We start from the raw sequence: 26,651 nt of genomic DNA on the forward strand, positions 1-26,651 counted from the left end.
CTCGCGCGCCTTAAGTGCCGCGCCGCAGGCTGAAGCCGAGGCTCAGCCAGCCCGCGCCGGCAAAGATCAGGTCGATGCCGAGGAACAGGCCGAGGATGTAGACGCTGTTGACCGGCCAGCGAGCCAGGATCAACAGGCCGAGCAACAGCGTGATGACGGCCGAGAGCGCGACCCAGATCCAGGGGCTCTCCCGCTTCATGCTGAAGGCAAGAAACAGCCTGACGACGCCGGAAGCGATCAGCGAGGCACCGAGGAACAGGGTCAGCAGCACCGCAGCAAACAGCGGGTTCTCGAAGGTCAAAAAGCCCGCGATGACGTAGAGAACGCCGAGCAGCGCCCAGATCAGGAACTTGCCCCAGCTCTTCATCTGGAAAGCGCCGATCACCTCGGTCACGCCAGCCACGATCATCATAACGCCGACCACCAGCACGCTCGCGACCGTCGCGATCACCACGCTGCCGAGCGCAATGAAGCCGGCAATGACGTAGACGACGCCGAGCGCGACGATCCAGCCCCATTTCGGGCGCAACGCCGCGATGCCGGAGCCCAAGCCTAGTCTGTGAGACATATCCGAAGCAGTTGTCATGACGGCCACTCCTACATGCGAGCCCCCACGGCACACGTCAGGATAGCATGAGCCCGGCGGGGGCGACAGCCAGAAGAGCAGCCGCCGCAGGCGCCACCGTTGATACAGGTCAAGGCCGCCAAGGCGCGCTTCAGGCGCGCGACCGCTCCATCTCAAGCTCGGCCTTCAGACTGTCGAGATCGCGATAAATTGACGCGACCGCGAGCACACGGCCGCCTTTCCGGTACCGGAGCAAGCAGTCCTTGCCCGGGATGCTGCCGTCGACCTTGATGTCTTCCCAGCCTTCGGCGTGGCCGACATAATTGATCGGCACGTCATAGTGCTGGCTCCAGAAGAACGGCACGGCGTCGTAGCGTTCGCGCCGGTCGAGCATGTTTCGCGCCGCGGTCTGCCCCTGCCGCTCGGCAACCACCCAGTGCTCGACGCGAATGTTGGTCCGAGAATGCGGGTCCGGCCAGCGCGCGATGTCGCCGGCCGCAAAGATGCCGGGCGCGCTGGTTTCGAGGTAAGCATCGACCGTCACGCCGCGATCGATCGCAAGCCCGGCCCGCTCGGCCAGTTCGAGGCGCGGCTTGACACCGATGCCGACCACCACGAGGTCCGCCTCGATCACGCCGCCACTTTTCAGGTGCGCGCGGCGGCCATCGAGTTTCTCCACGGTGTCCCTGAGGTGGAAATGGACGCCGTTCTCTTCATGAAGAGCACGGACGAAATCGCCCATCTCGGCTCCCAGGATGCGCTCCATCGGCCGTTCCTCCGGTGCGACGACGTGAACCTCGAGCTTGCGCGCCCGCAAGGAGGCGGCGACCTCGAGGCCAATGAAGCTCGCCCCGATCACCAGCGCGCGTTTGGCGCTGCCCGCTGCCGTGATGATGGCACGGCTGTCGGCGACCGATCGCAGGGTGTGGACATGCGGCTGGTCGGCACCAGGAATCTGTAGCTTCACGGGCTCGGCGCCGGTCGCCAGCAGCAGCCGGTCGAACGGCACCTTGTCGCCGTTGCCCAACGTCACATGACGTTGTTTCGGATCGAGCGCGGCGACGGAAGTGTCGAGCCTGAGCTCGATGCCTGCGTCCGCGTAATAATCCTCTGGCCGGAGCGGCAGCCAATCTTCCGGCGCATTGCCAGCCAGATAGTCCTTCGACAGGTTCGGCCGGTCGACCGGCAAGGCACTGTCGTTGCTGAGCACGGTGATGCTGCCGGCAAAGCCCTCGCGGCGAAGCATTTCGGCCGCTGCAAATCCCGCCGCGCCGCCACCGACGATGACAAACCGGTCCGGCGTCGGCGCGGAGCGATGCGGCGCGGCCTGTGGTGGCGCCTCTCGCTTGCGACGCACGATGATCTCGTCCTTCTCGCGTTCGACCTCCCAGACCGCCAGCGCATTCAGCGCCGGCGCTGCGACCGCCTCGCCGGTGCGCAGCGAGAAGCAGGCGTGATGCCAGGGGCATCGGATGGTGTCGTCGACCACGAGCCCCTCGGCGAGCGGACCATGATAGTGCGTGCAAGCCGGTTCGATCGCCACGACCTCGGCGCCGAGCTGCACCAGGAGAACGTCTTCGCCACCGACATGGCCGAGCAGCTTTCCGTTGTTGAAATCGGCGAGGTTCACGCCCTTGGCTAGATCGGGTCCACTCGGCTTCTTCTCATCGCTCATGCGCCGTCTCCCGTGGCTTTGCGTCTCAATCGTCCGAGTTGGCGAGGCCCAGCAGCTCCTGCCGCGTCAACGCGTTATCGCGAAACACGCCGAGCATGCGACTCGTGACGAGATCGGTGCCCGGTTTGTGCGCGCCGCGCGTGGTCATGCAATGATGCGTGGCCTTGATAATCACGCCGACGCCTTGCGGCCTCAGCACGTCATTGATCGAGTTGGCGATCTGCGCCGTCATCTTTTCCTGGATCTGGAGGCGCCTGGCGTAGATGTCGACCACCCGCGCGAGCTTGGAAATGCCGACGACGCGCCCCTGCGGAATATAGGCGACCCAGGCACGTCCGACGATCGGCGCGATGTGGTGCTCGCAATGGCTCTCGAAGCGAACGCCGCGCAGCACGATCATCTCGTCATAGCCCTCGATCTCCTCAAAAGTCTTTTGCAGGATTTCGGTCGGGTCCTGCTCGTAGCCGGCAAAGTATTCCCGAAACGCACGCGCCACCCGGTCCGGCGTCTCGCGCAGGCCGTCACGTGCGGGATCATCGCCCGCCCAGCGGATCATGGTACGGACGGCGTCCTCGACCTCCGCCTGGCTCGGGACCTCTGCCGGCGCTTGCGCGAGTGCAACGCGTTCCAGCCGTCGCGCTTGTCTTTCCATATGAACTCCTCCCCCTGACTAGCCGCTGGCAATTGCGTCGCGGTACCAAGGCTTGGACGGCGCCAACGGAAAAAGGTTCCGGGGATAGGGGAAAAATCAGAGCGGCTCGGAACCAGGCTTACCTGTTTGCGGCCTTGCGCAGGTCGAGCACGGCCTGCGCCCATTCGGCGGGCCGCTCCTGCGGCAGGTTGTGACCTGCCCCGTTGAACACGCGCCGTTCGAAAGAGCCCTCGAACTTGTGCGCGTGATGGGCGGTGCCACGAATGACGCCGTCGTGATCGCCGTCGATCGCGATCGTCGGCACGCGGATCGGCGGCTGCATGGCAAGCTGTGCCTCGATTGCCGCATAGGCGGGATCGCCCTCGACCAGCGCATAGCGATGCCGGTAGGAGTGGATCACGACGTCGACGAAGTCCGGATTGTCGAAGGCAGCTGCGCTTCGGTCGAACGTCGCATCATCGAACGCCCAGGTCGGCGACCACATCGACCAGAGCTGGCGGGCAAAGCCGCGCCGGTTGCGCTCCAGCGCGCGCCGGCCGCGTTCGTTGTGAAAGAGATATTGATACCAGAGCGCGGCTTCCTCCGGCGGCGAAGCCGGCTCCATCGATCGCGCGATGTTCTGGATGTTGTAGGAATTACCGGAGACGAGCCCGACCACGCGCTCCGGATGGAGCGCCGAGACCACGCAGGCCGCGCGCCCGCCCCAGTCATAACCACCGACCATTGCGCGCTCGATCTTCAGAGCATCCATGAACGCCAGGAGGTCAGCGCCGAGCGCCGCCTGCTCGCCCGAGCGCAACGTCTTGTCGGACAAAAACCGCGTCCCGCCGTATCCGCGCAGCGACGGCACCAGCACCCGCGCACCGGATTGCGCGATCAGCGTCGCGGTCTCTGCATAGGCGTGGACGTCGTAGGGAAAACCATGGCCCATGATGCAGGGCCAGCCATCCGGCGCGCCGAATTCGAGATAGGCGATTTCGAGAACGCCGGCGGTCACTGTTTTCGGTTGCATTCTTGCGACAACCCTCTTGCAAAAAAAACGATATTGTAGCCCGGATGAGCGTAGCGATATCCGGGACCGCGGAGCGAGCAACCCGCATGTCGCTCCGCTCATGCGGGCTACGCGGCTACAAGGCTCCGACCTACTTCTGCGGTCCCGACAGCGGAATGTCGCGCTCGGCGCGGAACACGTTGCTGTAGAGGTTGGCGATCCACTGCCGGCCGATGTCGGTCTGGTTGAGATAGCCGATCTCGGTCTGGATATGCGGAGCGACGCTGTCCCAATAGAATTGCGGATAGCGATGCACGATGTCGGCGGGCGAGTCGTAGCCGAGCTGGCGGTTGATACCGACCTCCTCGAATTCATAGTAGAGCGCGTTGGCCTTGCGCAGGTAGTTGGGATCGCCGAGCTGGCCGATAAAATCAGCAGCGCGCAGGATCGAGGCGTCGGCATCGTAGTCCTGGCCGTCCCGGGCCGGAAACCGCGTGCCTTCGATGGCGCGGGCAATGCGCTCCGGGTCGAGCCCCGGAATGTGCTGCAGCCGCCGCATCACGTAAAGCTTCGATCGGTCGACGTGATACATCATCAGGCTGGCATCGGAGGAACCACGCGGCAGCGCGATCCTGGTGCCGGCGGCGTCGATCAGGAAGCCATCCTTATCATCCTCCTCGAACAGGCCGCGCACATAGCCGATGTCATGGGCAAGGCAGGCGATCAGGACGTGGATGAAATCCTCCGCCTCCATGTGGGTATGGAGATATCGGCCATTCAGGATGGCGTGGCCCGCCAGTGTCACGAGCATCGTATGCTCGATATTGTGATAGAGCGCATCGCTGTTGCCGATACATTCCATCGCCGTACGTGTCGCGCCCTCGATCGTCCTCGCGGAGGACTCGTCGTACCGGCGACGCATGAACGAGCCGAGCAGCTTTTCCAGAGATTCGGCAGCCAGTCTCGGTAACGTGATCATGGATGCAGCCCCGCCGTCGGTGGTGTTCCCACGCCAACTCCTGACGCCTCGTTTCTCCTCGCCCCGGGGGCAGCATAGCCCATCTCGGCCCGGCTGACCAAATCTCCAATGGCGACGTAGCGAAAAGATTTGTGTTGCGCGACGGTCTTCCCGTGGTCAGCGGTGCATCTGGTGATAATCCCTACTCCACCAGCAGCACGTCCACGGCGACACCGAGCTTCTGCTTCGGCGAGCCGACGATGATGCCGTCGACCGGCGAGACGTCGGAGAAGTCGCGGCCAACCGCGAGCACGATGTGATCGTTGGCGACCAGGAGATCGTTGGTCGGATCGAGCCCGACCCAGCCGAGCTCAGGCCCGCACCATAGCGACACCCAGGCGTGCGTGGCATCGGCGCCTTGCAGGCGCGGCTGGCCGGGCGGCGGGATGGTGCGCAAATAGCCGCTGACATAGGCCGCCGGCAGCCCGAGCCCGCGAAGCCCGGCGATCATCACATGGGCAAAGTCCTGGCAGACGCCGTGGCGTTTGTCGAACACCTCGTTGAGCGGCGTCGAGATCACCGTCGCCTTCGGGTCGTAGCGAAATTCGCTGCGGATACGATGCATCAGATCGACGGCGCCGGCGAGGATACCGCCGCCGGGCGCAAAGCTCATCGCAGCATAGGCGCTGACGGGACGCAGCACCGGCACCAGAGGGCTCGCAAACACGTAGCCGACCGGTGACGATGGCCCGAGGCTCGTCGCCTCGAAAGCGATGTCACGGATGCTTTCCCAGGGCGGACTGAAGGCATCGCGCGGCGGCGGATTTCGCGACACCGACACGCGGGAGCGGGAATCGATGCGCAAATTGCGATGCGAAACTTCGATCACGACGCTCTCGGTCAGCGTGCCGAAGAAATCGCGCCTGGCATGGCGGTCCGCAGGCCGCGGCCGGATCTCGACGTGGTGCGAGATCAGCTCTTGCCCGTCGCCGCTCTTCGGCTCCAGCCGTAGCGTGCAGCGGGCGAAGCTGACCGGACTCTCGTAGGAATAGGTCGTGACGTGACGGATGTCGTAGATCACGCCAGCCCCGTCAGCTTTTCCGGCCGGCTGGCATTGGGGCCATGCGGGAAGTAATGCAGCCCGATCGCCTCCGCCAGGTTGAGCAAGTCCTGCTCCAGCGAGAACAGCGACTTGACCTCGAGCTTCTCCGCCTCGGCTGTGGCGAGCATCGCCTGCACGGCGACTGCAAGTCGTTGCGGCTTCTCGATCAGGCCGTACTCCTTCAGGCTCGGCAGCGCTGCGATGTGCTCGTTCAGGCTTGCGACCTGGAAGGCGACCGAGCGCGGATTGTAGGTGTCGAGCACCGCGAGATCGCGTACCGGCGCGAGCACCGGCGCCAGCAGATAGCGCGAGCGATAGGTGATCTGGCAATCGACCAGCGTCAGTAGCACGTCGAGGTCCTCATCGCCCGCCTCGTCATAGGCGAACTGTCGCGCGAAGCGCGTGGTGTTGATGGCGCGCTCGGCGCGGCGCCCCATGTCGAGGAAACGCCAGCCGGCAGCGCGATTCATGTTCTCCTGCGCAAGGCCGGCGAAGCTCGCGAGCTCCTGCAAGGTGAGCTCGGCAGCGCTGAGCACGCTGTCGTCGTCCTCGACCTCATAGGCGAGCCGCTCGGCCATCTCGGTGATCACCTGCCAGGCATCGGGCGACAAGCGCTCACGCAGGCCGGTTGCCGTGCGTTGCGCGGCCCGCACCAGCGACAGCGCAGAGCCGAAACGGTCAGGGCTTTGCAGTGCTTCGGCGGCGATCCGTCCAGGAGCCGTGCGCGAGGCTTGGGAGATCGCGCCCCAGGCGACGAGGATGCGCTGGATGCGCTCGGCCGACTGCATCGCGGCCGATGCGCCCTTGTTGTTGGGCCCGCGCATCGGCGAGCCGAGCGCGCGCACCAGCCGCAGCGTGGCCTCGGCGCGTTCGAGATAGCGGCCGAGCCAAAACAGATTGTCCGCCGCACGACTCGGCAGCACGCCCGCGATGCGACGGATCCGCACCTTGTCGGTTGCCGGCAGCAGCGTCGCGGTCGAGACCTGCTTCTCCGAAACGACCCAGACGTCGGCGGCACGCGCTCCATCGCCCATCGAGACGGCGCGCGCGTCGGCCTGTTCGGCGATCCGGCAGAAGCCGCCGGGCATGATGGTCCAGCCGTCGGGCGTGGCGGCAGCGAACACGCGCAGCACGAAGGGGCGCGGCGTGAGTTGCCCCTGCTCCCACACAGGCATCGTCGACAGCCGCACCACCTCCTGGCCGACATAATCCATGCCGCGCCCGCCGATGGCGTCGATCAGGCGCTGGCGCTCGGATGCGTCGAGCTCGCTCGCAAGCACAGGTCCCGTGCTGTGGAAGCCGGGAACGCCACGGCGATAGGCGCCCTCGATTGCGACCTCGTCGAGCCGTGCCAAAACCTCCTCGCGCGCCGAGCGCTGGCCGCACCACCAGGTCGCGATATGCGGCATCTTCAATTCCTCGCCGAGCAGGCGACGGCTCAACGCCGGCAGGAAGCCGAGCAACGCCCTCGCCTCCAGCACGCCCGAGCCGGGCATGTTGGCGACGACGACGCCATCCTTGCGCAACACGTCGACCAGCCCGGGCACACCCAACCGCGAGGACGCATCGAGCTCGAGCGGATCGAGCGAATTGGAATCGACCCGGCGCAAGAGCACGTCGAGCCGCTTGAGGCCTGCGACGGTGCGGATGTGAATGCGGTTGTCGCTGACCGCGAGATCGTCGCCCTCGACCAGCAGGAAGCCGAGATAGCGCGCCAGCGTCGCGTGCTCAAAGTAGGTCTCGCTGAAGCTGCCGGGCGACAGCACGCCGATGCGCGGCTCGTCGCGATCGGCGCTGGCGCGAAGTGAGTCCCGAAACGCCTCGAAGAACGGCGCAACGCGCGGCACGTTCATCGACTTGTAGAGGTCGGCGAAGGCACGCGACAGCACGAGGCGGTTCTCCAGCGCGTAGCCGGCCCCGGACGGCGCCTGCGTGCGGTCGCCGAGGACCCACCAGCGCCCGTCGGGCCCGCGGCCGACATCGGCGGCGTAGATCGACAGGTACCGCCCGCCGGGCGGCGCCACGCCGCAGACGGGCCGCAGATATTCGGGGCTGCCGGCGATCGCGGCGGCAGGGAGCGCACCCTCGGCGACCAGCCTGCCCTCGCCATAGATGTCACGCAGCACGAGTTCGAGTAGCTGGGCACGCTGCTTGATGCCGGCCGAGAGCTGCTGCCAGTCGGCCTCGTCGATCAGGAGCGGCAGGTGGCTGAGTGACCAGGGCCGGTCGGCGCTGTCGCCCGGTGCGCGATAGGTGACGCCGGCCTCGCGCAAATGGCGGTCGGCCATGGCAAAGCGCCGCTCGATCTCGTCGGGCGCCAGCGCACCAAAGGCGTCGAAGAAACGGCTCCAGACGGCGCGCGGAGCGCCATCGGGACCCAGGAATTCGTCGGGGATGCCGGGCAGACGGCTATAGTCGCGGACCCATTGCGCGACGCGGCGCTGGCTGAGGCGCCTGCCCGCCTGGCCTTCTCCGTCGGTCGCGCCTTCGCCCATGCACCACTCCCTGCAGCATCACCATACTCAATGCAGGAGCGGCGTGCGCAAGTCGAGGGTCAGCGGAAACTCAATTGTGCGTTCCTCCGGCGGCGGCTGGCTGGGACCTGGCGTATGACCGTGGTCCTGGAAGCGCGCAAGCCGCCGCGCCTCGGCCTCGTAAGTGTTGACCGGCTTGGTGTCATAGTTGCGGCCCCCGGGATGGGCGACGTGATAGACGCACCCGCCGAGCGAGCGGCCGTTCCAGGTATCGATGAGGTCGAACGTCAGGGGCGCGTGGACGGGTATCGTCGGATGCAGGCCGGAGGCTGGCTGCCAGGCCTTGAAGCGGACGCCGGCCACGGCTTCCGCCGAGCGGCCGGTCGGGGTCATCGGCAGGCGGCGGCCGTTGCAGGTCACGACATGGCGGCCCTCGATGAAGCCTTCCGCCTTCACCTGAAGCCGCTCAACTGAACTATCAACGTAGCGCACGGTGCCGCCGGCCGAGCCCTCCTCGCCGAGCACATGCCAGGGCTCCAGCGCCTGGCGCAATTCCAGCGTCACGCCGCCATGATGGACCCGGCCGAAGGCAGGGAAACGGAATTCGAGCTGGGCCAGATACCATTCCGGCTCAAAGGGATAGCCGGATTGCTTCAACTCAGAAAGTACGTCAACGAAATCCTCCCAGATGAAGTGAGGCAGCATGAAGCGGTCATGCAGCGCCGTGCCCCAGCGTACGAACTTGCCGGCTTGTGGCTCGCGCCAGAGCTTTGCGATCAGCGCGCGGATCAGGAGCTGCTGGGCCAGCGACATGCGCGGATCGGGCGGCATCTCGAGCGCGCGGAATTCGACCAGGCCGAGCCGCCCGGTCGGGCCTTCCGGCGAATAGAGCTTGTCGATGCAGATCTCGGCGCGGTGGGTGTTGCCGGTGATGTCGACGAGCAGGTGCCGGAACAGACGGTCCACCAGCCAGAGCGGCGTCTGGTAGCCCGGCGGCGGCACGTGCGAGAGCGCGATCTCGAGCTCGTAGATGCTGTCATGGCGCGCCTCGTCGATGCGCGGCGCCTGGCTGGTCGGGCCGATGAACAGGCCGGAGAAGAAATAGGACAGCGACGGGTGGCGCTGCCAGTACAGCACGAGGCTCTTCAACAGGTCGGGCCGGCGCAGGAACGGCGAGTCCTGCGGGCTCGAGCCGCCGACCACGATGTGATTGCCGCCGCCGGTGCCGGTGTGGCGACCATCGACCAGGAAGCGGTTGGCACCGAGCCGCACCTTCGCAGCGTCCTCATAAAGACCGGACGTGATGTCGACCGCCTCGCGCCAGTTCTTCGCCGGCTGGATGTTGATCTCGATCACACCGGGATCGGGCGTCACCTTGATGACGTCGATACGCGGATCGAACGGCGGCGGATAGCCCTCGACATGGACCGGAAGCTGCATCTCCTCGGCGGTGTCTTCGAGCGCGGCGATCAGCTCGAGATAATCCTCGATCCGCTCGACGGGCGGCATGAAGGCGCAGAGCACACCGTCACGGATTTCGACCGCCATCGCGGTGCGCACTGGGATCGTCATATTGAGATATTCAGGCGCCACCCGCGGCGGCGACGGCGGCCGCGGCATGCGGCTGAACACCGGCAGTTGCTTGCGCACCTCCATCGGGTCCTGCTCGATGACGTAGGGATATTGATTGGGCGGGACGTAACCGAGCGAGCCCATCGGCAGCCGCAGCCCCAAGGGCGAGTCGCCCGGCGTCAGGAACAGATGGCTGCGCCGGAGCCCCCAGCGTTCGCTGCGCCAGCGCGGCGGCGCATTCCAGCGCTGCACCGGCAGCACGAAACCGCGCGGCGTGCCGAGCCCCTGGTCGAACACCCGCGCCATGCGCGCGCGCTCCTCCGGATCCGACAGCTTGGAATCGGAGGGATCGACACTGACGGGAAGGTCGGCTTCCTTCTGCAGCCAATAGGCGGGATCCTCATAGGCCGGCATGATGTAGCCGGGATCGAGCCCGAGCCGCGCCGCCGTGCCCTCCATGAAGGCTTCGGCGTCCCTGACCTCGGCGCGGCGGGGAGTTTCGACCTTCGCGATCAGGTCGGCATTCTTCCAGATCGGCACGCCGTCCTTGCGCCAATACAAGCCAAAGGCCCAGCGCGGCAGGCTCTCGCCCGGATACCATTTGCCCTGCCCGTAGTGCAGCAGACCGCCCGGCGCAAAGCGCGTGCGCAGACGGCGGATCAGATCGTCGGCGAGCGCGCGCTTGGTCGGGCCGACGGCCTCGGTGTTCCACTCCGGCGCTTCGAGATCGTCGACGGACACGAAGGTCGGCTCGCCGCCCATGGTGAGCCGCACGTCCTGCGCGGCGAGGTCGCCGTCGACCTGCTCGCCGAGCTCGTTAAGCCGGGCCCAGGCTTCATCAGAAAAAGGCTTTGTAATGCGAGGCGCTTCGCGGATGCGCTTCACGCTCATCTCGAAAGCGAACTCGACCTCGGCAAAGCCGGCGCTGCCGGAGATCGGCGCGGCCGAACGGTAATGCGGCGTCGCGGCTACGGGAATGTGCCCCTCGCCTGCCAGCATGCCGGACGTGGCGTCAAAGCCGATCCACCCTGCACCTGGCAGATAGACCTCGGCCCAGGCGTGCAGGTCCGTGAAATCCTTCTCGACCTCGGGTGGTCCCTCGATCGGATCGATGTCGGGACGGATCTGGATGAGGTAACCGGAGACGAAGCGCGCCGCGAGACCGAGATGGCGCAGCGTCTGGATCAGGAGCCAGGCGGAGTCACGGCAGGAGCCTGCGCCTGAGGCGAGCGTTTCCTCCGGCGTCTGCACGCCAGGCTCCATGCGGATGATGTAGCGCACCCGCTCCTGGAGCTTGCGATTGAGCTCGACCAGGAAGTTGACGGTGTTGCTGGCCTCGCGCGGGATCGACGCAAGATATTCGGCAAACAGCGGACCGGGCGTGATGGTCTCGAGATAGGGCGCGAGCTCGGTCTTCAGATCCTTGGGGTACTGAAACGGAAAGCTGTCGGCATAGGGCTCGACGAAGAAGTCGAACGGGTTGACCACGGTCATCTGCGCCGTGAAATCGACTTCGATCTTCAGCTCCGTCGTCTTCTCCGGAAAAACGTAGCGCGCCAGCCAATTGCCTTGCGGGTCCTGCTGCCAGTTCACGAAATGATTAGGCGGGGTGACCTTGAGCGAATAGCTCAGGATCGGCGTCCGCGTATGCGGCGCCGGCCGCAAGCGGATGGTCTGCGGGCCGAGATCGATCGGACGGTCATACTTGTAGTGCGTGACGTGGTGTAATGCGACGTAGATCGACACGGATGCGGTGCTCCAGCAGCTTTTTTAAGCAGAACACCTGATGTCATCGCGATCAAGCACTAACAACGGGCAGCGCGTGCCTACAAGGCGTGCGAATGGCGAGTCGCGAATGGCGAATAGTCGAGTAAATCCTCTATTCCCTACCCCCTATTCGCTATTCGCCTCTCTCACATCGTCGCGCCGATCACCCAGGGCGCGAACTCGGCGCCGCCGAAGTCGAAGCTCTCACTCTTGGTCGGCTGTCCCGAGGCCGTCTTCAGAATGAGATCGAAGATGCGCTGGCCGCATTGCTCGACCGTCTCGGAGCCTTCGAGGATGGTGCCGCAATTGACGTCCATGTCCTCTTCCATGCGCTTGTACATGGGCGTGTTGGTCGCAAGCTTGATCGACGGCGCGGGCTTGCAGCCAAACACACTGCCGCGGCCCGTCGTGAAGCAAACGAGATTGGCGCCGCCTGCAACCTGGCCGGTCGCGGCAACCGGGTCGTAGCCGGGCGTGTCCATGAACACAAAGCCCTTCTTCGTCACCGGCTCTGCATAGCGCAGCACGTCGACGAGATTGGTAGTGCCCGCCTTGGCCATCGCGCCGAGTGACTTCTCGAGAATCGTGGTGAGGCCGCCGGCCTTGTTGCCGGGGCTCGGATTGGCGTTCATCTCGGCGCCTTCGCGCTCGGTATATTCTTCCCACCAGCGCATGAGATCGACGAGCTTTTCGCCGACTTCGCGGCTGACCGCGCGGCGCGTGAGCAGATGTTCTGCGCCATATGTCTCCGGCGTCTCCGACAGGATCACGGTGCCACCGTGACGCACGATGAGATCGCTGGCCGCGCCGAGCGCGGGATTGGCTGATACACCGGAATAGCCGTCCGAGCCGCCACATTGCAGCGCCACAGTCAGCTCACTCGCCGGTACCGCTTCACGTTTCACGTTGTTGGCGTCAGCGAGCGCCTCCCGCACGAAGGCAACGCCCGCCTCGACCGTCTTGCGGGTGCCGCCGACCTCCTGGATGTCCATCGCGCGCAAGCGCCCGGCGAGTTTCTGCTCCTCCATCAAGCCGCCGATCTGGTTCACCTCGCAACCAAGGCCCAGCACGATCACGTGCGAGAAATTGACGTGCCGCGCGTAGCCGCCGAGCGTGCGGCGAAGCAGCGCCAGCGGCTCGTTCTGCGTCATGCCGCAACCGGTCTTGTGGGTCAGCGCAACGACGCCATCGACGTTGGGGAATTCGGCCAGCGGATTTTCACCGGTGAAAGGATTCTTCTTGAAGACGTCGGCGACGAGGCCAGCGACATGCGCACTGCAATTCACCGAGGTGAGGATGCCGATATAGTTGCGCGTGGCGACGCGGCCGTCGGGGCGGCGGATGCCCTCGAAGGTCGCCGGCAGGTCGAAATTCGGCGTCGGCTTGACGTCGGCGCAATAGGCATAGTCCTTGGAAAAATCGCCCATGCCGCAATTCTGCGTGTGCACGTGCTGGCCGGGCGCAATCGGCGCGGTGGCAAAGCCGATGATCTGACCGTAGCGCTTGACCGGCTCGCCCACCGCAATCGGCTTGATCGCAACCTTGTGCCCGGACGGGATGCGGTCGACCGTCGTCACGCCGTCAGCCACCACCGTTCCGGGTGGCAGACTGGCACGCGCGATCACCACGCCATCATCGGGATGCAGGCGGATGACGGGGGCTGGGGTCATGATCGTTCTCCTTGGTCTTCAAAAGTATCGTGCCCCGGATGCTGCGCAGCGCGCAAGCGGTGCGCTGCTGATGCGGGGCCCACGCATGACGTCGGCAACTGGGTCCCGGCTCTGCGGTGCAACGACCCGCTTATGGCGCTGCACCGCGTTCGGGACTCGCGAGATCAAGCCTTGCCGCCGGAATCCTTCCGGGTCTGGTTCACCTGCATCTTGGCGTAGGTCGACATCAGACCGACCTCGTTCGACAGCGTCACCAGCTTGAAGCCCATGTTGATCGCGCGCGCGGCACCTTCCGCGCCGCTGCAATGGATGCCCGCGTTGAGGCCGCGCTTGCCGCATTCCTTGATGATCTTCTCGTAGATCGCGAGGATCTCCGGCTCGGTACGGTCGAGCTTCGGCTCGAGCCCGTAGGAGAAGCCTAGGTCGGACGGGCCGATATAGACGCCGTCGATGCCCTCGACGTCGAGGATCGCTTCCATGTTCTCGACCGCGGTCCTGGTCTCCATCATCGGCAGCAGCACGGTATCGTCGTTCGCCGTCTTCTGGTAAGTGCCCGCGGTGCCATACATGCCGGCGCGGATCGGCCCGTTGGAGCGCACACCCTTCGGCGGATATTTGGAATAGGAGACGAGGTTCCTGGCCTCCTGCGGCGTATTGATCATCGGGCAGATCACACCATAGGCGCCGCCATCGAGCACCTTGCCGATGATGCCGGGCTCGTTCCAGGGCACACGCACCATCGGCGTCACGGGATGCTTGTCCATCGCCTGGAAGCACTGAACCATCGACAGATAGTCCTGCACGCCGTGCTGCATGTCGACGGTGACGCTGTCGAAGCCGCACTGCGCGATCACCTCGGCCGAGAAGCCGGAGGGGATCGCGAGCCACGCATTGACCACGGCCTTGCCCGACTTCCAGATCTCTTTGACTTTATTCGCCACGTTGCCTTCCTTCCCTGTTGGTCTTACTCGCCGTCATTGCGAGCGAAGCGAAGCAATCCAGAATCCGTCCGCGGCAACACTCTGGATTGCTTCGTCGCTGGCGCTCCTCGCAATGACGAAATTGAACTAGCTCGTCGCCCTCTGGATGCTGACCTCGCTGACACCGACATCGCGGGCGGTATTGACTATCGCCGCCCAGGTGTCATCCGGCAAGGGCACGCCGTTCCTGGTGCGCTCGGCCCGGGTCTTCCGTTCGGGGTCGCCGGGGATCAGGACCTGCTCGACGCCGGCCATCGGCTTGGTGGCCCGGATGAAGTCGACATAGCGCGACACTTCGGCGTCGAAAACATCGGACGTGTCGATCACCTTGGGGTCGACAAAGAACGCCAGCATGCCGTTAGCGAAGCGGCGACCGCCTGAGGTGGCGCCGGTTCCGGTCAGCGCGCCGCCGAGCAGCTCGCAAATGAACGCAAGGCCCGAGCCCTTGTGCTCGCCAAAGGCGCGAATCGCGCCCGTCCCCCGGGTGTGATCGCGCTGGCCGTCGGGCGTATACGGCCCATAGAGAACGACCGGGTCCTCGCTTAAACTGCCGTCGGAATCGACCAGCGCGCCCTTGGGCAGCTTCTTGCCGCCGCGGCTTGCGACCAGCACCTTGCCCTCGGCGACGATCGAGGTCGCAAAGTCCAGGACGATCGGATCCTGGCCCTCGCGCGGAATGCCGACGCAATAGGGAGCAGTCGACAGCCGCTTCTGAACGCCGCCGAACGGCGCGACCAGAAGCGAGCCGGCAGCGTTGACAAAATAGACCGAGACCAGCCCCTCAGCCGCAGCCATCTCGGCCCAGTCGCCGACGCGGCCGATATGGCCGGCATTACGCAGGGCGACCGCGGCGAGGCCCGCCTTCTTGCACTTCTCGATGCCGATCTTCACCGCTTGCGGCGCAACCGTCTGGCCATAGCCGAACTTGCCGTCGACCACCGCGAGCGAGGGCGTATCGAGCACAACCTCGGCGCTCTGGTTCGGCACCACATTCCCAGTCTTCTTCCAGCGGATATAGACGGGCACGCGGATCACGCCGTGGCTGTCATGGCCGGTGAGATTGGCCGTCGTCAGATAAGTCGCGATGCGCCTGGCTTCTTCCGGCGACGACTCCGCATGCGAAAACACCTCCGTGACGAAGTCGATCAGCTTCTGAACCTGAATGGTGACCATAACGGGCCTGTTTGCCTCTTCCTTGTTCCCTGCCGGATGAGGCCGCTGAGATGCGGCATCAGTGGCGGCGCCGATTTTGGGCAGATCGGCTTGGGCGGCACTTTGAGCGAAAAAAAGCGGCCGTGTCCATGGTTCTCGCCGCTTGCGCGCGCATATCTGGTTTCACTCCTCGGCTATTGCCTCGTCCGCGCTTCCAAGTCCTGCAAGGCTCTGCTCGAGCTCGCCCAGCATCTCCTGAAGATCAGCGAGCTTGCGTGTGCCAAAGCGTCGCGTGATCTCGGCGTAAATCGCTTCCGATGTCGGCGCCACGACCGCCATCAGCTTCACGCCCTTCTCGGAGATCGACACCATGCTGCGGCGCTGATCCTCTTTCGCCGTCTTCCGCTCGATCAAGTGGCGGGCTTCGAGATCGCGCAGGATGCGCGACAGGCTGGGCCCGAGGAGAAACGCCGTACGCGCGAGTTCCGTGACCTCGACCGCGCCGATGGCCGCGAGCGCGCGGAGGATGCGCCATTGCTGCTCGGTGAGGCCATGCTGGCGCAGCGAAGGACGGAACTGCCGCATGACCGCCTCGCGCGCCCTCAACAACGACATCGGCAGCGAGCGCGAGAACTCGCGCATCGGCACCTGTCGGGCGGCAGGCCCGCTTCCGTTCGCAGGATCAGTCGGTTTCTTCTTCGCCATGACGCCCCGCGCTCAAGTCCCAAAATGTTTGCACTGCAGCAAACCCGAATTGGGTTTGACGAATTCATTTAACATGTTAAGTATCTCTCGGCACCACGATTTGTAAGATCACAGATGGCGCTTTCCAAGGACGATATTCTGAGCTGCGCGAGGCGTCTGCACCAGGCGGAGAAGACGCGCACGCAAATCAGGCAGCTCTCGCAGGACTATCCGGCGATCACCATCGCCGATGCTTACGCGATTCAGAAGGCGTGGGTCGACATCAAGCTCGCTGAGGGGCGCATCGTCAAAGGCCACAAGATCGGCCTGACCTCGAAGGCGATGCAGAGCGCCCTCAGCATCGACGAGCCGGATTCCGGCGTGCTGCTCGATGACATGTTCTTTGCCGATGGCGGGCTGGTGCCGACGGATCGCTTCATCGGCACCCGTGTGGAAGCCGAGCTTGCCTTCATCATGAGCAAGCGGCTTTCGGGCCCCGACTGCACGATGTTCGACGTGCTCAACGCCACCGACTTCGTGGTGCCCGCGCTGGAAATTCTGGACACGCGGATCGAGCGTGTCGATCCCAAGACCAAGGCAACGCGAAAAATCTTCGACACCGTCGCCGACAATGCGGCCAATGCCGGCATCGTGCTCGGCGGCCGGCCAATCCGCCCGCTGGAGGCTGACCTGCGATGGATCGGCGCGCTCTGTTTCAAGAACGGCCAGTTAGAGGAGACCGGCCTAGCGGCCGGCGTGCTCAATCATCCCGCGACCGCCGTTGCCTGGCTCGCCAACAAGATCGCGCCGCTCGGCCTTGCGCTCGAGCCGGGGCAGGTCGTGCTCGCCGGCTCCTTCATCCGTCCGATCGAGACCCGCAAGGGCGACACAATTCAAGCCGATTATGGCGCCTACGGCTCGGTGAACTGCTACTTCGCCTGACAAACAAGAAGCACAGGAAGCGAAACCGCCATGCCGCATTTCACGATCGAATATTCGGCCAATCTCGACGACCGCGTCGATATAAGCGCGCTGTGCGAGGTCGTGCGCAAGGCGGCGGTCGAGACCGGCATCTTCCCGCTCGGCGGCATCCGCGTCCGCGCGATCAGATGTGAGTCTTATGCAATCGCAGACGGTCGAAAGGACCTTGCCTTTCTCGACATGGTACTGCGCATCGGCGAGGGCCGTGACCTGCCGACACGCCAGAAAGCTGGCGAGCACGTCTTCCAGGCGCTCTCCAGGCATCTTGATCCCGTCTTCGCGAGCTCGAAGTTCGCCCTGTCGTTCGACATGCAGATCAACGACAAGGAGACGAGCTGGAAGCGCAACAACATCCACGACGCCCTGAAAGTGGAGGCTGCCCATGGATAAGCCCATGCCGAAAGCCGATGTGTTCCAGGCCAACCGCGAGCGCACGGCGCCGCTGCTGAAGAAGCTCCGGGCCGACGGCATCGGTCACATGATCGGCGGCAAGACCGTCGCCTCGATCTCGGGCGAGACCTTCGAGACGAAGTCGCCGGTCGATGGCGCCACGCTCGCGAGCGTTGCCCGCGGCAATGCCGAGGATATCGACCGCGCCGCGACCGCTGCCGCGACTGTCTTCAAGTCCTGGCGCGACATGGGCCCTGCGATGCGGCGCAAGCTGTTGCATCGGGTCGCCGACGCGATCGAGGACAATGCCGACGACATCGCCGTGCTCGAATGCATCGACACCGGCCAGGCCTATCGCTTCATGGCAAAGGCCGCGATCCGCGCGGCCGAGAATTTCCGCTTCTTCGCCGACAAATGCGCAGAGGCTCGCGACGGCCTCAACACGCCGAGCGATGAGCATTGGAACGTCTCCACGCGCGTGCCGATCGGCCCCGTGGGCGTGATCACGCCCTGGAACACGCCGTTCATGCTCTCGACCTGGAAGATCGCCCCAGCGCTCGCGGCCGGCTGCACCGTCGTGCACAAGCCGGCCGAGTGGTCGCCGGTCACCGCCGATCTGCTGGCCAAGCTTGCAACGCAGGCCGGCATCCCCGATGGCGTGCTCAACACCGTGCATGGCTTCGGCGAAGAGGCTGGCAAGGCGCTGACCGAGCACCCCGCGATCAAGGCGATCGGCTTCGTCGGCGAAAGCGCGACGGGCTCGGCGATCATGAAGCAAGGTGCGCCCACGCTGAAACGCGTGCATTTCGAGCTCGGCGGCAAGAACCCGGTGATCGTGTTCGACGATGCCGATCTCGACCGCGCGCTCGATGCCGTCGTGTTCATGATCTACTCGCTCAATGGCGAACGTTGCACGTCGTCGAGCCGTTTGTTGATCCAGCAGAACATCGCGGAGAAGTTCGTGGAGAAGCTGACCGAGCGCGTGAAGGCGCTCAAGGTCGGTCATCCCCTCGATCCCGCAACCGAAATCGGGCCGCTGATCCACGACCGACACCTCGCAAAGGTCTGCTCCTATTTCGACGTCGCGCGGCAGGACGGCGCGGTGATCGCCGTCGGCGGCAAGGCCTATGACGGCCCGGGCGGCGGACACTACGTGGAGCCGACGCTGGTGACCGGTGCACACAGCAAGATGCGTGTCGCGCAGGAGGAAGTGTTCGGCCCGTTCCTTACCGTACTCCCCTTCCGCGACGAGACCGACGCGATCGAGATCGCCAACGACATCCGCTATGGCCTCACCGGCTATGTCTGGACCAACGACATGGGCCGCGCGCTACGCGTCGCGGACGCGCTCGAAGCCGGCATGATCTGGCTGAACTCGGAGAACGTCCGCCATCTGCCGACGCCGTTCGGCGGCATGAAGGCCTCAGGCATTGGCCGCGACGGCGGCGACTATTCGTTCGACTTCTACATGGAAACCAAGCACGTCTCGCTTGCGCGGGGCACGCACAAGATTCAGAAACTGGGAATTTAGAACCACCGTCGTTCCGGGGCGACGCAAAGCGTCGAACCACAGATGCGCAATTGCGCATCGGGGAACCTCGAGATTCCGGGTTCGGTCCTGACGGACCGCCCCGGAATGACGGGCTTAGAGAGGGGAAACCAATGCCCGCACCGCAACACGTCTTCGAGCCGCCGTTCAACATCATCCGCTCGAGCCACGCCGTGCTCGACGTGACCGATCTGAAGCTCAGCCGCGAGTTTTACGAGACCACCGTCGGACTGCATGTCGAGGATGCCGACGACAACGTCGTGTACCTGCGCGGTGCGGAAGAGCATCAGCATCATTCGCTGGTACTGCGAAAGGCCGCCGTGCCAGCCTGCAACCGCCTCGGTTTCAAGGTCGGCAACGAGAAGGATCTCGACAAGGCGGCGGCGTTCCTCGCCGAGAACGGCCTCAAGCACGCCTTCGTCGACCAGCCCTTCCAGGGTCGCACGCTGCAATTCACCGATCCCTTCGGCTTCCAGATCGAGCTCTACGCATCGATGGAGAAGCGGCCACATCTGCTCCGGCGCTACGATCTCTACAGGGGATGCCACCCGCAGCGGCTCGATCATTTCAACGTCTTCGCAGCCGAAGTGCAGGACACCGTCGATTTCTACGCGCGGCTCGGCTTCCGCCTCACCGAATATGCCGAAGAGGATGGGCCGAACGGCCGCATCGCCGCCGCCTGGATGCATCGCAAGGGCAACGTCCACGACTTCGCCATCACCAACGGCAAGGGCCCGCGCCTGCATCACTTCGCCTACTGGACACCGACGGCAATGAACATCATCCATCTCTGCGACGTGATGGCCTCGGCGGGCTTCGTGAAGAACATCGAGCGCGGTCCAGGCCGCCACGGCATCTCGAACGCGTTCTTCCTCTATGTCCGCGACCCCGACGGCCATCGCCTCGAGCTCTACACCAGCGACTATTTTACGGGCGATCACGACCATGAGCCGCTGCGCTGGTCGCTGCGCGATCCGCGCCGGCAGACGCTGTGGGGCGCGCCCGCCCCGCGCTCGTGGTTCGAGCAGGGCTCGCCGTTCACGGGACAGGCCGTGCGCGAGCCCAAATTCGTGGCCGACGTGCTGGTGGCGGACTGAGTGATGACAGCCCCTCGCCTCGCCACCTATTCCGTCCAGGGTGCAACCAAATATGGTGCCGTCGTCGACGGCGGCATCGTCGATCTCTCCGCGCGCCACGCCAAGGACTATCCGACACTGCGCGAGGTGATCGCAGCCGGCAAGCTGGCAAGCTTTGCAGAAGAAGCTGCCGGCCGTACGCCGGATCATGCGATCGCCGACATCACCTGGCTGCCGCCCGTGCCTGCGCCGGAAAAGATCATCTGCATCGGCGTCAACTATCCCGACCGCAATGCCGAGTACAAGGACGGCCAGGACGCACCGAAATATCCGAGCATGTTCATGCGCTCGCCCCGCTCCTTCGTCGGCCACGACACCCCGCTGGTGCGCCCACGCGCATCCGCGCAGCTCGACTATGAAGGCGAGATCGTGCTGGTGATCGGCAAGGCCGGCCGGCACATCCCGGAAGCCGCGGCGCTCGACCATGTCGCGGCGATCACGCTCTGCAACGAGGGCTCGGTGCGAGACTGGCTGCGGCACGCCAAGTTCAACGTCACCCAAGGCAAGAATTTCGATTCCAGCGGCAGCCTCGGCCCGTGGCTCGTGCCCTACACGCAGGAATCCCAGCTTGCCGATGTGCGTCTGACCACGCGCGTCAACGGTGAGCTCCGGCAGGACGACCGCTCCGGCCGGCTGATCTTCCCGTTCCGCTACCTCATCAACTACATCTCGACGTTCGCAACGCTCGTCCCCGGCGACATCATCGTCACGGGAACGCCGACCGGCGCCGGCGCGCGCTTCGATCCGCCGCGCTATCTGAAGCCCGGCGATGTCATCGAAGTCGAAGCCGACGGCATCGGCCTGTTGCGCAACGGCGTCGTCGACGAAGCCTGACATCTGGATTGGAAGACAACCATGACCACCCTCACCGGCGGCGAAGCGATCGTAAGCGGCCTTGTTGCGCATGGCGTCGACACCGTGTTCGGCCTGCCGGGCGCGCAGGTCTATGGGCTGTTTGACGCCTTCCACCAGGCACAGCTCAAGGTGATCGGCGCGCGGCACGAGCAGGCCTGCGGCTACATGGCGTTCGGCTATGCGCGCGCGAGCGGCAGGCCCGGCGTGTTCAGCGTGGTGCCCGGCCCCGGCGTGCTCAATGCGAGCGCTGCGCTCCTCACCGCCTTCGGCTGCAACGAGCCGGTGCTGTGCGTCACCGGCCAGGTGCCTACGGCCTTTCTCGGCAGGGGCCGCGGGCACCTGCATGAAATGCCGGACCAGCTCGCGACCCTGCGCAGCTATGTGAAATGGGCTGATAGAATCGAAGCGCCGGCCAACGCGCCGACGGTCGTCGCGCGCGCGTTCCAGGAGATGCTGTCGGGACGTCGCGGCCCCGCCTCGGTCGAGATGCCCTGGGACATCTTTACGCAGCGCGCCGACACGGCGTCTGCGCAGGTGTTTGCGCCCTTGCCTCCACCGCAACCCGATCCTGACGCCGTGAAGCAGGCCGCTAGCCTGATCAAGGCTGCGAAGGCGCCGATGATCTTCGTCGGCAGCGGCGCAATCGATGCGCGCGAGGAGATCCTCGAGCTCGCCGAGATGATCGATGCCCCCGTCGTCGCGTTCCGAAGCGGTCGCGGCATCGTCTCCAATGCGCACGAGCTCGGGCTCACCATGGCGGCCGCCTACAAGCTGTGGCCGAACACTGATCTCATGATCGGCATCGGCACGCGCCTGGAGTTGCCGACCATGTCGCGCTGGCCTTATCGTCCGGACAGATTGAAGAGCATCCGGATCGATATCGACCCGGTTGAGATGCGACGCTATCCGGCCGACGCGCCGGTCATTGCCGATGCCAAGGCCGCGACCGCAGATCTCGTCGCTGCCGTGCGCAAAGTTGGCTACAGCAAGACCAATCGCCGCCGCGCCGCGATCCGTGAGGCCTCCGCCTCCGCGCAAGTGGAGATCCAGCGCATCCAGCCGCAGATGGCGTATCTCAACATCCTGCGCGAGGTGCTGCCGGCAAACGCGATCGTCACCGATGAATTGTCGCAGGTCGGCTTCGCCTCCTGGTACGGCTTTCCGATCTACGAGCCGCGCACCTTCATCACCTCGGGCTATCAGGGCACGCTCGGCTCCGGCTTCCCTACTGCGCTCGGCGCCAAGGTCGCCAATCCCGACAGGCCGGTCGTTGCGATCACCGGCGACGGCGGCTTCATGTTCGGCGTGCAGGAGCTTGCCACCGCCGTGCAGTTCAACATCGCCGTGGTGACGCTGTTGTTCAACAACAACGCCTATGGCAACGTGCGGCGCGACCAGCGCGAGCGCTTTGACGGCCGCGTGGTGGCGTCCGACCTCGTCAACCCGGATTTCGTCAAGCTCGCGGAGTCCTTTGGCGTCGCGGCCGCGCGCGTGACCTCACCGGATCATTTCGAGGCCGCACTGGAAAAGGCGCTCGTCCATGGCGGGCCGTATCTGCTGTCGATCGAAGTGCCGCGCGACTCGGAAGTCAGCCCCTGGGCGTTCATTCATCCGCCGAAGCCGTGATGTCGTTCCGGGGCGATGCGTAGCATCGAACCCGGAACCTCGAGATTCTCAGGTGCGCAATCGCGCACCATAGTTCGCGCCAACGCGCGCCCCGGAATGACAACGGAACCGTCAGCGCGTCTTGCGGAAGGTCAGATTGATCCGTTGACGGCCGAGCAGCGCATGCTCGCCGTCGGCAAGCGGCGCGACGCCGTGATAGGCGAGCCGGGAGGATCCGCCCCACACCACGACATCGCCGTGCACCAAACGGAGGCGGCGCGGCTTGTCGCTACGTGCCATGCCGCCGAACAGGAAGATCGCGGGAAGCCCGAGCGAGACCGACACGATCGGCGCTGAGAGATCCAGCTCGTCCTTGTCCTGATGCAGCGACAGCCGCGTGCCCGGCTCGTAGCGATTGACGAGGCACGCATCCGGCGCGAAGCCGGGAAAACCTCCCTCCTCGGCCGCGCGTCTCGCCAGGTCTCGGAATATCGGCGGCATCGCCGGCCACCGCTTTTCGGACAACGGATCGATCGGATCATAGCGATAACCGGTGTGATCGGTGATCCAGCCGCGCTCGCCGCAATTCGTCATCGCCACCGACATCTGGTAGCCGCCGGGCGTCGTCATCTGCCGAAACGACGACTGCGCCGTGATCGCGCGGACGGCGGCGATCAGCTCGTGCTCGATCGTCCCCGCAAATCCACGCAGCAGCACGGCTCCGTCCCCGACGTCTTCGCGCGACGGCTGCGCCTCGGCGAGAATATCGAACAAATCCGCCGTCAACGATCGCGCTCACTTTGCATCATGGAAGATCACACCCAGCGTGTGGCGCTGTCCGGACCGAATCCGGCTGACACCATGGCGCAGATTAACCCGATACGTGCCGCGCGTCCCCTGCACCGGGCGATGATGCACGGCAAAAGCCACCGCATCGCCCTGCAATAGCGGCACGACCTCGGCGCGCGACTGCATGCGCGGACGCTGCTCAGTCAGCACGAACTCGCCGCCGGTGAAATCGCGCCCGGCCTCGGAAAGCAGAATCGCGACCTGGATCGGAAACACGTGCTCGCCATAGAGATCCTGGTGCAGGCAGTTGTAGTCGCCGGCCTCGTATTGCAGCAGTAGCGGCGTTGGCCGGCTCTGGCCCGCCTCGTGGCAGCGCTTCAGGAACGCCGAATGCGCCGCGGGATAACGGATATCGATTCCCATCGCCTCGTTCCAGCGATTGGCGATGCCGTGCAGATGCGCATACAGCGCCGGCCGGAGCTGCGTAATGAGATCGGGCAGCGGATAGGAAAAATATTTGTACTCGCCGCGGCCAAAACCATGGCGGCTCATCACGATGCGGCTGCGGAAGTTGGAGTCGTCCGGATAGAGCGTGGCGATAGCGCGGCATTGGTCCAGCGTGAGCAGGCCCTTGAGGACGGCACAGCCCTGGGTGTCGAGCTCGGCGGTGATCTGGGACCAGTCGAGGGTGTCGACGTGGGCGGCGAGGTCGACGGATGGCTTATGAGGTGATTTGCGCGCTGTTGCTGTCATGGCTACGACTTTCGCAGGACTGGTCCGCCCGCCGCCACCCGATTTCCGACTGTCTCCCCGTCCTTGCGAGGAGCCCCTGCGACGAAGCAATCCAGACTGCGCTGCGCTCGCAATGACGGCGCGATCGGTCAGCCCAACACCGGCAACGTCACCACGTCATACCCGTGCTTGATCGTGCGCTTTAGCACGGGATCCTCCAGCTCGAACTCGAAGCGGTCGGCCGGGCGGATGCCGCCTTTGGCGGCGAAGGTGCCGCCGAACATGGCGCAACCGTCAGGCAGATTCTTGCCGTCGAAGCCGCGCGCGATCAGCTCGGCAACCGGTAGCATCGCATCCAGCGTGCCCTCCTGGTAGAGCACACGCTCGCCGTTGATCCAAGCGTACGAGCGCAGGACCATCTTGTCCCAGTGGCCGATCACGTCCTCGAGTTCCCACAACACGGGCGCGACGACCTTGTCGCACATCTGCTTCGAGACGGTCACGCTGTAGGCCTCGACCTTGCGGTCGGTGTGGTCGGAGCCGCAGCCGACGAAGATGCGGCCCTGCCAGCCGATCAGCACGAACTCGACCTCGCCGGAGGACTCGCCGCCGGAACATTCGATGCTGTCTTCCATCGTCAGCCGCCGCGCCGAGACGCGGTAGTAGATCGGCGTCGACGCGGGCCGCGCAACGCCGACCGCCTCGAGCTCCGCGATGTGCTTGTCGCGCGCGACGGGATCGCGGCCGGTCCAGCCGGCAATAACGGCCTGGTCAATCGCAAGCGTCAGCGGCGTTGTCGTGTCCTGGGCGTCGACGGTGAAGGTCAGGTCAAACACGGATCACGGCCTCCATGCCGGCAGCAAGCTCGAAAATGCGATGGTCCGATCCGCCGGCGCCCGCCAGCATCAGGCCGACGGGAACATCACCCTCGCGATGAGCAGGCAACGAGATAGCGCAGCCATCGATCATGTTGATCAGGGTGCAGTTGCGCAGGGCACGCAAGTTAGCCGTGGTGAACGCCTTGTCGTCAGCAAGGTCGGCGATCTTCGGCGGCGTATTGGCAGTGGTCGGCAGCACCAACGCGTCATAGGGCGCGATCCGCGCATTGACCCGCGCGATCAGCGAGCGGCGCTCGTTGAGGAGATCGATGTAGTCGGCCGCGCTCTGCGCCTCGCCGCGCATGATCCGCACCGCGACGCGAGGATCATAGACGTCGCCCTTGGCCGTGATGAGATAGCGGTGCCAGGCGTAGCTTTCGGCGGCCGCAAAGCCGCCCTTGGCGTTCATCGGGCCGATGTCGTGGAATTCCGACATCTCGATGCGCTCGATGGTAGCGCCGTGACTGGCGAGCGCTTCCAGCGCCCGCTCGAAGGTCTGCGCGACGGCCGTGTCGAGGTCGTCGAGCGCAATGGTGGTCGGCACCGCAAGCCGCATGCCCTTCACCGGCCGCGGCTTGAGCGGAACGATCGGCTCGTCCGCCAGCACGGCGTCGAGTACGGCGCAGCAACTGACCGTTCGCGCCAGGGGGCCGATGCTGTCGAGCGAGAATGACAGCGGCACTGAGCCATCGAGCGGCACGCGACGCTGCGTCGGCTTGTAGCCGACGATGCCGTTATAGGCCGCCGGGATCCGGCACGAGCCGCCGGTATCGGTGCCGAGCGCCGCATGCGCCATGCCGTCCAGCACGGACACTGCCGCGCCGGATGACGAGCCGCCGGGCACGTGGCCCTCGGCCCGGTTCCAGGCGCCCTTCGGCGTGCCGAAATGCGGATTGATGCCGATGCCGGAATAGGCGAACTCGGTCATGTTGGTCCGCCCCATCACCACGAAGCCGGCGCGGCGCAGCCGCGCCACCACCGCCGCGTCGTGCTCCGCCGGATCGGAATCGTCGAGCGCGCGGGAGCCGGCGCGCGTCGTCTGTCCTTTGATGTCGAAGAGGTCCTTGATCGAGATCGGAATGCCGGCATAGCGCGACGGCACCGCGTTGGCCTTGCGCAAGCCATCCATCGCATCAGCCGCGGCGAGCGCCGCTGCCTTGTCGACATGGACGAAGGTACGTTGGCCTTCGCCGGCCGGATCGGCGATCCTGGCGAGGCATTCCTCAACCAGCTTTCGGGAGGTCGTACGGCCGCTCTCGAGGTCTTCGGCAAGCTTCGCCAGTGTCGGAAAGTTGGGCATGTCTGTCTCACGGAATATTGGCACGCGCAATCTATCGCGCTGACTCAGTTCGACACAAGCATTGTGCGCGCGGCGGTATACTTACCATGCACACACATCGCTGGACCGTTGACGCCCAATAGTCAATTGTCGCATCAAGATCGAAACGGGCAGGCGCGAAGCCTGTGCCATGGGGAGGACTTGCTTGGGAGGAT

At 65.1% G+C, this 26,651-nt stretch carries 22 protein-coding genes; 6 read left to right on the forward strand and 16 right to left on the reverse strand.

The features are described from left to right. Positions 1–10 precede the first annotated feature (10 nt). The 12 genes from YUU_RS0146420 to hpaR form a co-directional block, all read right to left on the reverse strand. Positions 11–586, reverse strand: coding sequence for an HdeD family acid-resistance protein (locus YUU_RS0146420; protein ID WP_027528207.1), 576 nt, complete (start codon positions 584–586; stop codon positions 11–13). Positions 587–716: 130 nt separating this feature from the next. Further along, complete coding sequence (locus YUU_RS0146425) at positions 717–2,240, reverse strand: FAD-dependent oxidoreductase (protein ID WP_027528208.1); 1,524 nt, start codon at positions 2,238–2,240, stop codon at positions 717–719. A 25-nt stretch (positions 2,241–2,265) separates the two neighbouring features. After that, positions 2,266–2,892 carry a GTP cyclohydrolase I FolE gene (gene folE, locus YUU_RS0146430; protein WP_027528209.1) on the reverse strand — a complete coding sequence of 209 codons (627 nt, stop codon included), beginning with the start codon at positions 2,890–2,892 and terminating at the stop codon, positions 2,266–2,268. A gap of 118 nt (positions 2,893–3,010) precedes the next feature. Next, positions 3,011–3,904: an alpha/beta fold hydrolase gene (locus YUU_RS0146435; protein WP_027528210.1), complete on the reverse strand. Its 894-nt coding sequence runs from the start codon at positions 3,902–3,904 to the stop codon at positions 3,011–3,013. A 130-nt stretch (positions 3,905–4,034) separates the two neighbouring features. After that, on the reverse strand, positions 4,035–4,862 hold the full coding sequence (locus YUU_RS0146440; RefSeq protein ID WP_027528211.1) for an HD domain-containing protein: 828 nt from the start codon (positions 4,860–4,862) through the stop codon (positions 4,035–4,037). Between the two features lie 181 nt (positions 4,863–5,043). After that, positions 5,044–5,922, reverse strand: coding sequence for a transglutaminase family protein (locus YUU_RS0146445; RefSeq protein WP_027528212.1), 879 nt, complete (start codon positions 5,920–5,922; stop codon positions 5,044–5,046). After that, a complete protein-coding gene (locus YUU_RS0146450) occupies positions 5,919–8,438 on the reverse strand; it encodes a circularly permuted type 2 ATP-grasp protein (protein WP_027528213.1) in 2,520 nt (839 codons plus the stop codon). The genes YUU_RS0146445 and YUU_RS0146450 overlap by 4 nt, the downstream gene beginning before the upstream one ends. 27 nt (positions 8,439–8,465) lie before the next feature. Further along, positions 8,466–11,735 carry a DUF2126 domain-containing protein gene (locus YUU_RS0146455; protein WP_027528214.1) on the reverse strand — a complete coding sequence of 1,090 codons (3,270 nt, stop codon included), beginning with the start codon at positions 11,733–11,735 and terminating at the stop codon, positions 8,466–8,468. A gap of 167 nt (positions 11,736–11,902) precedes the next feature. Further along, positions 11,903–13,426 carry a UxaA family hydrolase gene (locus tag YUU_RS0146460; RefSeq protein WP_027528215.1) on the reverse strand — a complete coding sequence of 508 codons (1,524 nt, stop codon included), beginning with the start codon at positions 13,424–13,426 and terminating at the stop codon, positions 11,903–11,905. A gap of 164 nt (positions 13,427–13,590) precedes the next feature. Further along, positions 13,591–14,367 (reverse strand): HpcH/HpaI aldolase/citrate lyase family protein, encoded by a 777-nt coding sequence (locus YUU_RS0146465; RefSeq protein ID WP_027528216.1) that lies wholly within the window; start codon positions 14,365–14,367, stop codon positions 13,591–13,593. A gap of 126 nt (positions 14,368–14,493) precedes the next feature. After that, on the reverse strand, positions 14,494–15,579 hold the full coding sequence (locus YUU_RS0146470; RefSeq protein WP_027528217.1) for a malate/lactate/ureidoglycolate dehydrogenase: 1,086 nt from the start codon (positions 15,577–15,579) through the stop codon (positions 14,494–14,496). A gap of 162 nt (positions 15,580–15,741) precedes the next feature. After that, complete coding sequence (gene hpaR / locus YUU_RS0146475; RefSeq protein WP_027528218.1) at positions 15,742–16,263, reverse strand: homoprotocatechuate degradation operon regulator HpaR; 522 nt, start codon at positions 16,261–16,263, stop codon at positions 15,742–15,744. Between the two features lie 114 nt (positions 16,264–16,377). Between hpaR and hpaH the strand changes: the two genes are divergently transcribed. The 6 genes from hpaH to YUU_RS0146505 all read left to right on the forward strand — a co-directional run bounded on the left by hpaH (position 16,378) and on the right by YUU_RS0146505 (position 22,779). Beyond that, on the forward strand, positions 16,378–17,184 hold the full coding sequence (gene hpaH / locus YUU_RS0146480; protein ID WP_027528219.1) for a 2-oxo-hept-4-ene-1,7-dioate hydratase: 807 nt from the start codon (positions 16,378–16,380) through the stop codon (positions 17,182–17,184). Positions 17,185–17,214: 30 nt separating this feature from the next. Beyond that, positions 17,215–17,613: a 5-carboxymethyl-2-hydroxymuconate Delta-isomerase gene (locus tag YUU_RS0146485; RefSeq protein WP_027528220.1), complete on the forward strand. Its 399-nt coding sequence runs from the start codon at positions 17,215–17,217 to the stop codon at positions 17,611–17,613. Then, complete coding sequence (gene hpaE / locus YUU_RS0146490) at positions 17,606–19,144, forward strand: 5-carboxymethyl-2-hydroxymuconate semialdehyde dehydrogenase (protein WP_027528221.1); 1,539 nt, start codon at positions 17,606–17,608, stop codon at positions 19,142–19,144. The genes YUU_RS0146485 and hpaE overlap by 8 nt, the downstream gene beginning before the upstream one ends. Before the next feature lie 131 nt (positions 19,145–19,275). Beyond that, complete coding sequence (gene hpaD / locus YUU_RS0146495) at positions 19,276–20,259, forward strand: 3,4-dihydroxyphenylacetate 2,3-dioxygenase (RefSeq protein WP_027528222.1); 984 nt, start codon at positions 19,276–19,278, stop codon at positions 20,257–20,259. Between the two features lie 3 nt (positions 20,260–20,262). Beyond that, complete coding sequence (locus YUU_RS0146500; RefSeq protein ID WP_027528223.1) at positions 20,263–21,132, forward strand: fumarylacetoacetate hydrolase family protein; 870 nt, start codon at positions 20,263–20,265, stop codon at positions 21,130–21,132. Between the two features lie 21 nt (positions 21,133–21,153). After that, entirely contained in the window at positions 21,154–22,779 is a 1,626-nt protein-coding gene (locus YUU_RS0146505) for a thiamine pyrophosphate-dependent enzyme (RefSeq protein ID WP_027528224.1), read from the forward strand. A 111-nt stretch (positions 22,780–22,890) separates the two neighbouring features. Here the strand turns inward: YUU_RS0146505 and alkB are convergent, their stop codons facing one another. From alkB to YUU_RS0146525, 4 genes are all read right to left on the reverse strand, one after another. Next, positions 22,891–23,544: a DNA oxidative demethylase AlkB gene (gene alkB, locus YUU_RS0146510; protein ID WP_027528225.1), complete on the reverse strand. Its 654-nt coding sequence runs from the start codon at positions 23,542–23,544 to the stop codon at positions 22,891–22,893. A gap of 9 nt (positions 23,545–23,553) precedes the next feature. Further along, positions 23,554–24,300, reverse strand: coding sequence for a 2OG-Fe(II) oxygenase (locus YUU_RS0146515; protein WP_027528226.1), 747 nt, complete (start codon positions 24,298–24,300; stop codon positions 23,554–23,556). Between the two features lie 128 nt (positions 24,301–24,428). Then, positions 24,429–25,115, reverse strand: coding sequence for a DUF2848 domain-containing protein (locus YUU_RS0146520; protein ID WP_027528227.1), 687 nt, complete (start codon positions 25,113–25,115; stop codon positions 24,429–24,431). Further along, on the reverse strand, positions 25,108–26,457 hold the full coding sequence (locus YUU_RS0146525) for an amidase (RefSeq protein ID WP_027528228.1): 1,350 nt from the start codon (positions 26,455–26,457) through the stop codon (positions 25,108–25,110). Before YUU_RS0146525 ends, YUU_RS0146520 begins: the two co-directional genes overlap by 8 nt. Positions 26,458–26,651: the final 194 nt, after the last annotated feature.

It is taken from the genome of Bradyrhizobium sp. Ec3.3 (assembly GCF_000472925.1).
In the GTDB taxonomy this organism is placed as follows: domain Bacteria; phylum Pseudomonadota; class Alphaproteobacteria; order Rhizobiales; family Xanthobacteraceae; genus Bradyrhizobium.

Excerpts from the sequence above, each read along its gene's own strand:
- YUU_RS0146420 (WP_027528207.1), bottom strand. The coding sequence starts at position 586 with ATGACAACTGCTTCGGATATGTCTCACAGACTAGGCTTGGGCTCCGGC.
- YUU_RS0146425 (WP_027528208.1), bottom strand. The coding sequence starts at position 2,240 with ATGAGCGATGAGAAGAAGCCGAGTGGACCCGATCTAGCCAAGGGCGTG.
- folE (WP_027528209.1), bottom strand. The coding sequence starts at position 2,892 with ATGGAAAGACAAGCGCGACGGCTGGAACGCGTTGCACTCGCGCAAGCG.
- YUU_RS0146435 (WP_027528210.1), bottom strand. The coding sequence starts at position 3,904 with ATGCAACCGAAAACAGTGACCGCCGGCGTTCTCGAAATCGCCTATCTC.
- YUU_RS0146440 (WP_027528211.1), bottom strand. The coding sequence starts at position 4,862 with ATGATCACGTTACCGAGACTGGCTGCCGAATCTCTGGAAAAGCTGCTC.
- YUU_RS0146450 (WP_027528213.1), bottom strand. The coding sequence starts at position 8,438 with ATGGGCGAAGGCGCGACCGACGGAGAAGGCCAGGCGGGCAGGCGCCTC.
- YUU_RS0146460 (WP_027528215.1), bottom strand. The coding sequence starts at position 13,426 with ATGACCCCAGCCCCCGTCATCCGCCTGCATCCCGATGATGGCGTGGTG.
- YUU_RS0146470 (WP_027528217.1), bottom strand. The coding sequence starts at position 15,579 with ATGGTCACCATTCAGGTTCAGAAGCTGATCGACTTCGTCACGGAGGTG.
- hpaR (WP_027528218.1), bottom strand. The coding sequence starts at position 16,263 with ATGGCGAAGAAGAAACCGACTGATCCTGCGAACGGAAGCGGGCCTGCC.
- hpaH (WP_027528219.1), top strand. The coding sequence starts at position 16,378 with ATGGCGCTTTCCAAGGACGATATTCTGAGCTGCGCGAGGCGTCTGCAC.
- YUU_RS0146485 (WP_027528220.1), top strand. The coding sequence starts at position 17,215 with ATGCCGCATTTCACGATCGAATATTCGGCCAATCTCGACGACCGCGTC.
- hpaE (WP_027528221.1), top strand. The coding sequence starts at position 17,606 with ATGGATAAGCCCATGCCGAAAGCCGATGTGTTCCAGGCCAACCGCGAG.
- hpaD (WP_027528222.1), top strand. The coding sequence starts at position 19,276 with ATGCCCGCACCGCAACACGTCTTCGAGCCGCCGTTCAACATCATCCGC.
- YUU_RS0146500 (WP_027528223.1), top strand. The coding sequence starts at position 20,263 with ATGACAGCCCCTCGCCTCGCCACCTATTCCGTCCAGGGTGCAACCAAA.
- YUU_RS0146505 (WP_027528224.1), top strand. The coding sequence starts at position 21,154 with ATGACCACCCTCACCGGCGGCGAAGCGATCGTAAGCGGCCTTGTTGCG.
- YUU_RS0146515 (WP_027528226.1), bottom strand. The coding sequence starts at position 24,300 with ATGACAGCAACAGCGCGCAAATCACCTCATAAGCCATCCGTCGACCTC.
- YUU_RS0146525 (WP_027528228.1), bottom strand. The coding sequence starts at position 26,457 with ATGCCCAACTTTCCGACACTGGCGAAGCTTGCCGAAGACCTCGAGAGC.